Origin of the sequence: Brasilonema sp. UFV-L1, from assembly GCF_012912105.1 — a bacterium.
Lineage (GTDB): Bacteria > Cyanobacteriota > Cyanobacteriia > Cyanobacteriales > Nostocaceae > Brasilonema.
This window is the reverse complement of record NZ_QMEA01000016.1, coordinates 68088-74087: the sequence shown is the minus strand read 5'-3', so window position 1 is coordinate 74087 and position 6000 is coordinate 68088. Positions and strand designations below refer to the sequence as shown.

Annotated in this window: 4 protein-coding genes and 2 pseudogenes; 1 reads left to right on the top strand and 5 read right to left on the bottom strand. The window is 38.0% G+C overall.

Annotated elements, in window-relative coordinates:
- Positions 1–296 precede the first annotated feature (296 nt).
- The gene (locus tag DP117_RS07640; protein ID WP_169217717.1) at positions 297–1670 is read right to left on the bottom strand and encodes an MATE family efflux transporter; all 1374 of its coding nucleotides are present in this window, start codon (positions 1668–1670) and stop codon (positions 297–299) included.
- Positions 1671–1683: 13 nt separating this feature from the next.
- On the opposite strand from DP117_RS07640, the pseudogene DP117_RS07635 reads away from it, so the two are divergent.
- Positions 1684–1830, top strand: a pseudogene (locus tag DP117_RS07635) (IS701 family transposase); the annotation flags it as partial.
- On the opposite strand, the pseudogene DP117_RS07630 reads toward DP117_RS07635, so the two are convergent.
- From DP117_RS07630 to DP117_RS07615, 4 genes and pseudogenes are all read right to left on the bottom strand, one after another.
- A pseudogene (locus DP117_RS07630) lies at positions 1818–2171 on the bottom strand (transposase); the annotation flags it as partial. The pseudogenes DP117_RS07635 and DP117_RS07630 overlap by 13 nt on opposite strands.
- 472 nt (positions 2172–2643) lie before the next feature.
- Positions 2644–3519, bottom strand: coding sequence for an aspartyl/asparaginyl beta-hydroxylase domain-containing protein (locus DP117_RS07625; RefSeq protein WP_169217716.1), 876 nt, complete (start codon positions 3517–3519; stop codon positions 2644–2646).
- Positions 3520–3972: 453 nt separating this feature from the next.
- Entirely contained in the window at positions 3973–5016 is a 1044-nt protein-coding gene (locus DP117_RS07620) for a sucrase ferredoxin (protein WP_169217722.1), read from the bottom strand.
- A gap of 28 nt (positions 5017–5044) precedes the next feature.
- Positions 5045–5935 (bottom strand): SDR family oxidoreductase, encoded by an 891-nt coding sequence (locus DP117_RS07615; RefSeq protein ID WP_169217715.1) that lies wholly within the window; start codon positions 5933–5935, stop codon positions 5045–5047.
- Positions 5936–6000: the final 65 nt, after the last annotated feature.

Genomic DNA, 6000 nt, shown 5'->3' with positions numbered 1-6000 from the left:
CCCCTCGCCTTTAGGCAGGGGTGTTGACCATCTGTTAGCACCCTCTTGACTTCAACTTCCTTGCCATCGACTTCAAGCTTTTCAAACCTGGTATTTTCCGGATTCTCAGTCCATTGGCTGAATTGACGTAGTTTATTGAGTGAGTATGCTTTGCAGTATTTTCCCATTGTTGCCATATTACCACCTCTTTCAACAGTTTTTAGCAATCAATTATCATTGTTGACATGATGAATATACATTTATTCGGAGTGGAAAAATTCAAAAGTGACCATTCTAGAGACCTCGAAAAGAATAATTTATAATTCTGATTTTTGCATTTGCATTGTACTGAGATTTGTAAATTCTATAAATGTTAATGCAAATGTTAGTAACAAAAACAAAATATCGGCAAACATCATTCCATAATATGTACCCCTCACTCCCAAACTTTTGGCAAATATTAGTATCAACGGCACCTTGAAAACTAGACTCCTTAATAAAATTACTATGAAGACAATTTGACCTTTACCTATAGATTGAAAGAGAGTATTACCAAAAAAAGCTAAAGGCCATAGCGGTGTTAATATGTTGAATAGCCGAAAATTTAACACATCATTGTTTGTAAAATCAACATCGGGCAGAAGTAACCATAGAAATGTTTTTGGTGATAATTGTAGAGGTATCCATATTAATATTAACAAAAGAGTTCCAATGATTGCAAAAGTCAAGTAGGCTTTCTTAACCCTGGCATAATTTCTAGCTCCATAATTCATACCAATTATAGGTTGTAATGCTTGTGTAAACCCAATGATGGGAATCAATATAAATGAACCTACTTTCCCCGTTGCTCCGAAGAAGGCAATATCATTATATGTCCCGTAATTAGAGATAGATTGAAAAATCACAAAACTTTGAACTAATTCCATGACTGGATAAAGTAGCGCTGATATTCCCACTGATAAGATTGCAGGTAGTAAATCTATTGCTACTAAGTTTTTGAAATTAACAGAGATAGAACTTTTACCAGAAATAAAATAAGTTAAGTTGACAATACTATAAACAACCATCGCCATAACTGTAGCAAGGGCAATTCCCTGAATACCCCAATGAAAGATACTAATAAATATGAAATTTAAGGAAATGTTAACGATGACAAAAATCCAGTCAAATACGGTAGATAGTCTAATTTTGCCTTCTGATTTGATGATCTGGCTAGACGCTACCGCTAGGATTAAAAATACTGAACCTAGCGTATAAGTCTTAAAAAATTCTGCGCCTACAGAGGCAACTTCACCACTTCCTGCCATGAATACAATTAATTCTTCACCAAAGCTGTAGCCAATGATTGTGATCGCAAAGGAGATCGCAACACTCATTACCGTTAAGTTGCTAAATATTTTAGACTGAGTTTTGATATCTCCAGAACCAATGGCTCGACTAAGAACAGAGGCAGAACCTACCCCAACTAAGAGAGCAAATCCGTTTACTATGCCTGTAAGCGGCAATGCAAGTGAGATACCAGCCAGAGCAGTTTCACCAATGAATTGCCCTGCAAATAAAGCATCAAGAAAACTGTTTAAGCTAAGCATTAATATTCCCAGAATACTGGGTATTGATAATTTGAACATTAATTTAATCAAATTACCTTGAAGGATTTCCTCTGTAATTTGAGATTGTTTTTGTGAAGTCATTTATTTACTCAACACCTTCATTCTTTGGCATCAATTGACGGGTGGATTCCGGCGACGATGGGCTACCAAACCTTTACAAACCTTTGCAGAAGCCTTAGAAGCATTCCGTACCGCAGTAGAATTTCGCTTTGTTCGTTGGTTAAATACGCATATCGACTGACAATCTAGCACATCACTTTTGCGACCAGGGACAGTCTTGACATAATGAGCATTAACGAGTTTGACTTCAAATCCACGGCTTTCTAAAATTTGAAACACAGCTATCCAATACACCCCTGTGGATTCCATCGCCACAGTTTCAATCCCACAATGCTTCAACCAGTCAGCCATTGCATATAGTTCCGCCGTAAAACAACCAAAACTGCGTACACATTCACTGTCACGTCCAGCTGGCACACTCACCCAATGTCTATCTGCACCAATATCAATACCAGCAGCATTATGGTTGATGGTGGATAAACTGGCATCGTGTGATGAAGGCGATCGCTTTTTTCGGTTCATGTTACGTTTAGAGTATCGTTGCTTACCTTCAGTACAAAGGGTGTACCCTGACCCAGGTGTGATGTATAAATCTAATCTTCGCGCCCGGGATAGTGACAACAGCCACTTCACCAATATTTTCACCAAAATCACCTAGAACCAAGCTCACATACGGGCGAATAACGCACCATTGTATCAACGGTCTTAACTGTCAGGACACTTATTTAGTGTAAGATTTTTCGACTCCAAATTCTCAATGCTTGTGTTTCTTTCATATTTCGCTGGCGATCGCCGTCTGTGGGAGGCTCACATCTTGTACCAAGAAAAATTGATGGTACTTTATCACTCAGTATGAAACTAAAAGCCCTTTATTTAGCGAGAAAAACCAAGAAAAATAATGTAGCTTTATCGCACATATTTTTGGTTTGTACGGGCTTATACGGTTAGGTGCAAGATGTGAGTTTAGAAATTTATAAAGTCCCAGTAAGGAAAATCACAGCGACTTACGAAAAAGATTATATAAAAAATTTTCAAATTTTGACAATTCTGGATGACGTAATTGCAGTGACAAAACTACTCGTTCTTTCTGACTTCTATTCCAGACTTCATGCTCAATGCTCTGATCGAAAAATAAAGTTTTCCCTTCAGTCCAACTCCGCGTTTCACTTCCGACCCTAAATCCGCAATTTTCTGGAATTATTAATCCCAAATGACAGCCAATATAAGTATTTGCACCATCATGGTGTGGAGGTAAGAAAGATCCTGGCTTTAAAACAAAAATTACAGCCTCTTCAAAAGGATCCATAAAAGATTCTAGCTTAGACAAAATATTTACAGTTTTTGGAAAGAAATCTCTGGCTTCTTGAGTAAATTTACCATCAATCCACAAGAAAACGCGTAACCACTCATCTTTTGTGTAAAATGCAGGTAGTTCAATGTCAGTAATGTTTCCATAATTTGAACGATAATCAATTTTATCAATGACTGGAGTTAAGAAATTACTTTTATTAGGGATACTCATTAACCACTCACTTTTTATGTCTTTAGCACCTTCTTCAAGGAGATTTTTCACTATTTTTAAAACCTCGTAATCATCAGGTTCATACCAAGGTTTAGAAGGAAGATCAAGATATAAAAATAACGCTGGTTTTTGTTGCGTATTCCAATCATCAATCTTTATATCTATCAGCCCAAGATAAAATTTTAAAGACTTTGAAAATCTATGAATATTACTTTTTGGAAACAAAAAACTTAATAATTTAAGTAGCAGGAAAAATATTTTTATCTTTACCTTATCCAACTTAGACAATGCTACTCTATTATTTTGGATAGATACCTTATATTCTTGATATTCTTGCAAATTAGTCACTTTTCTTTTCCTCCATTAAAAGTTTGCTTTTATCGAGTGATAGAAGCATTTTCTTTTTCAGCAAAGTTAAGGATCATCCTTAACTCATGTTAATGAGTTGACCATTAATTGTTGCAGAAGTGTAGGCGAACGCCATTTGGAACAAGTTAAAAGAACGTTGGGAATATTGATGGGGTATCGGCGATTGGTTAGAGACTATGAGTTAAGCTGTCACGCATTTAACTTGCAATAACAGCATTGCCTTTATTCTTAATCTTTCTTTTCCATGTTTTAAGTACAAAATTCAAAAAAATAGTGTTTATAATTACTGAAAAAAGCACTTTCTGTATCTACTATGATACGGTTTGAGGGCACTAACTAGTAACTTACGTTATTACCTCAAACATCAGAGACGTTTATCTACCTTGCCATGATCCGGATCATGGTGAGGCGATTAGCATAAATTTTGACCATTCAAAACTTTTCAGACATCCTCTTAACTAAATGGCTAACGCGATACTGCTTTATTGCTTCTAATTCCATTTCTTTTGCTGAGTTCAATGCAGTCATAACCTCTCCACAAGCTTCTATTCTGGCTTCATAGATACCGTTTGTACCACTATGTGGATCTGCAAAATCAATCCGAACTTGTGCCCAGTCAGGCTCCTGTCCTTCAGCAACTTCTTCCATCGCAAGCACTTTACCTGCTTTCAAGTAGTCAACCCAAGTCCAGCCCAACTGCATCCAGATTTCGCGTTCAGCGATTTGCTCAAACTTGGTTAAACCCGTCCATCCTCGGTAGAATTGACGCAAGCCTGAAGCTGAACCATTTCTGTCTACTAGTAAATCCAGTACTTCTGGTTCTAAATGTCCCCATAAGCATCCTTGGGGTAAATCAACTAGAGTGGGTGCAAACTGATGACCTCCAAAATGAGTCGTTTGCCACACTCTTAACTTTCCATTAGAAGCAGACGCATATTCCTTGCGTAACTGACGATACAAGGGAGTTCCGAATCTACCACAGGCAAGATCAACTTGAGCATGGGTGCAAACCATGAGTTCGCGGATATGACTGGTTTGTTGTTGATAGTGCTGAAACTTTGATAAATCGTTGGGCTGTTGCATTAACTGCTTGAGTATTGCCGTAACCAAGGCAGTTGCTTCCCCCTCTGGAACGACAAACTCCTGTTTCTCAAACTGAGAAAACAGCATGTCTTGACGATAGTAGTACAGCACGCGGGCAAAGCCGGGGTGAGAGTACTCGCGATCAGGAGCAATCAACATTGGTCTGAGCTTGACCCCATGCTTGACAGTTAGCTCTTGGAACAGACCTATCAATGGCTTGATAGTTGGATTTTCCTGAAAAAGTTCTTGAGGCCAAGGTTGTGGAATTTCCATAATCAGCCAATGGTCGCAAGTACCTGCTGTACCAATCGGGTCTTCTCCGTTAGCTTTGGAAACCAACGAGCAAAAACGACAATCTGTCAGGGGAAGTTGATTGGTCTGTTGAGTTTGCATATTTACTATCTGTGGCTCAATATAATTTTTAATCCAATCCCAACTTTTTTCGCATATTACCAAAATAATAATTGTCATAAAAATACTGATGTGGAAGTAACCTTTTACATAGAGCAAAAAGCTTACTTTCCCATGGTGATTGCGTGACAAAATATTGTCTTTTAGGTTTGCGAGCTTCCAGTGCTTCCAAAATCACATCTATCACTTTTTCAGGCGGTAAACTTCCACTGCGATTTGCTTTTGCCCCTAGTCGCATAAATATTGTAAAATTTTTACCATATATAGTTTTAGCTTCGGGTGACATATTAGCTAATACTTTTTGGTGATTTGCCTCTACTTTGTCAGCCTGCTCTGGGGTCACTATTGCCGATGGTAAGATAGAAAGAACCTCAATCCCACTAGAACTCAATTCCATTCGCAAAGAATCTGTAATTGCCTCAATTGCAATTTTGGAAACAGATAAAAGTCCTCTATAAGGTATGGTGAATCTGCCGCAAATCGCACTGATATTAATAATTCGACCTTTGGCTTTTCGGATCATTGGTAAGAATGCTTGTGTAACTGCAATTTGACCAATAACATTGACTTCAAAATTCCATCTGATATCATCTATCGGAATACATTCTAATGGACCATCTACCCCGACATATGCATTATTAATTAATGCGAATAATCCTTCATCACCGCTCGCCAGTGAGACAAATTCCGAAGCAGATTTAATTTGTTCCGCTTTTGTGATGTCTAGGATAATAGGTGTTAAATCACTAGATGCAGCCTGCTTTAGTGACTCAGCGTCTTTTTCCGTGCGGACTCCGGCAAAAACACGATACCCTTGCTTGTCTAGTGAAAGCGCAGTTGCTCGACCTAGACCTGTGGATGTTCCTGTAATGATGACAGCACCTTTATTACTTTGAGTCATACCTACTTCCTCCATTTTGAAATATATTTTTTCGCTTGAAAAGGGTGAAATTACAAATTTGGCAA